Annotated in this window: 2 protein-coding genes; both read left to right on the top strand. The window is 44.4% G+C overall.

The window, feature by feature from the left end:
• The first annotated feature begins 66 nt into the window (after positions 1 to 66).
• Positions 67 to 354: a transposase gene (locus LZD49_RS35345; RefSeq protein WP_234673367.1), complete on the top strand. Its 288-nt coding sequence runs from the start codon at positions 67 to 69 to the stop codon at positions 352 to 354.
• Positions 351 to 1175 (top strand): IS3 family transposase, encoded by an 825-nt coding sequence (locus tag LZD49_RS35340; protein ID WP_234673365.1) that lies wholly within the window; start codon positions 351 to 353, stop codon positions 1173 to 1175. The genes LZD49_RS35345 and LZD49_RS35340 overlap by 4 nt, the downstream gene beginning before the upstream one ends.
• The last annotated feature ends 50 nt before the right edge of the window (positions 1176 to 1225 follow it).

Genomic DNA, 1225 nt, shown 5'->3' with positions numbered 1-1225 from the left:
TGTAATACTCCCCAAAATTGAGGCCATCGGTTAAGTTTAGTAACTTGACATTAAACCGATGAGAAAATGAAACAAAGCCGGAGGAAATTCACAGCAAAATTTAAGGCAATGGTCGCCGTTGAGGCCTTGAAAGAACGGGAATCATTGAGCGAATTGGCCACAAGATTCGAGATACATCCAACGCAGGTATCCGCATGGAAACGGGAGTTCCTGGAACGAGCAGAGAAAGCTTTCGGAGAGGAGGCCTCGAGGGAAGAGGAATCTGTTGACGTTGACAATCTTTTCAAGCAGATCGGACAGCTGCAGGTGGAGAATGACTTTTTAAAAAAAAGCTTGAAAAAAGCAGGTCTATGAAGGAGCGCATGGCATTGATCGATAATAGTCATCCATTGAGCATTCGGCGGCAAGCACAGATTCTTAGTGTCAACCGCAGTCAATTGTATTATAAGCCTGCTGGTGAAAAAGAAGAGAACCTAGCACTAATGGAGACGATGGACAAAATTTTCTTGTCTGATCCCACCCTGGGTGTGTTGGGTATGCAAGACGAGCTGACTGAAAAAGGGCTGAGCTACAACGTCAAACGAATTCGCCGGTTACTGCGGAAAATGGCCATTGAGCCGATTTATCCAAAACGTAATCTAAGTCGTCTTGGGAAAGCGAAATATATTCACCCGCATTTGCTCAGAGGCCTTGAAATTAATCGGCCCAATCAGGTTTGGGCGTTGGATATCAGCTACATTCCCATGAAGCACGGCTTTATGTACCTGACTGCGATTATGGATTTGTACAGCCGCTACATTGTCGGCTGGCAGCTATCCAACAGTCTGGAAAAAGAAACGCAGACGGAGCTTTTACATGCAACGATATCCCGACATGGAAAGCCTGAAATTATCAATAGCGATCAGGGTGCACAATACACCTGCGAGCATTGGGTAAACACCTTAAGTGATCTAAAAATCCGGATCAGCATGGATGGAAAAGGGAGAGCAACCGACAACGCACATATTGAGCGGTGGTTTCGGACAATAAAACAAAAATATATCTATCTAAATCCGGAGAAAAATGGCCTTAACCTTTACCAAGGAATTGACCGATTCGTAAGACATTACAATGCAAGGAGGCATCAGGGCATTGACCGCAAGAAACCCATAACCCTTTATCTGAATGCCGCTTAATCTAAATTAACAATAGCCAATCGCTGGTCTTGAAAATAGGGAGTACTTCA

Source organism: Dyadobacter sp. CY261, assembly GCF_021440085.1.
In the GTDB taxonomy this organism is placed as follows: domain Bacteria; phylum Bacteroidota; class Bacteroidia; order Cytophagales; family Spirosomataceae; genus Dyadobacter.
This window is presented reverse-complemented; position numbering and strand designations above follow the sequence as displayed.

Excerpts from the sequence above, each read along its gene's own strand:
- LZD49_RS35345 (WP_234673367.1), top strand. The coding sequence starts at position 67 with ATGAAACAAAGCCGGAGGAAATTCACAGCAAAATTTAAGGCAATGGTC.
- LZD49_RS35340 (WP_234673365.1), top strand. The coding sequence starts at position 351 with ATGAAGGAGCGCATGGCATTGATCGATAATAGTCATCCATTGAGCATT.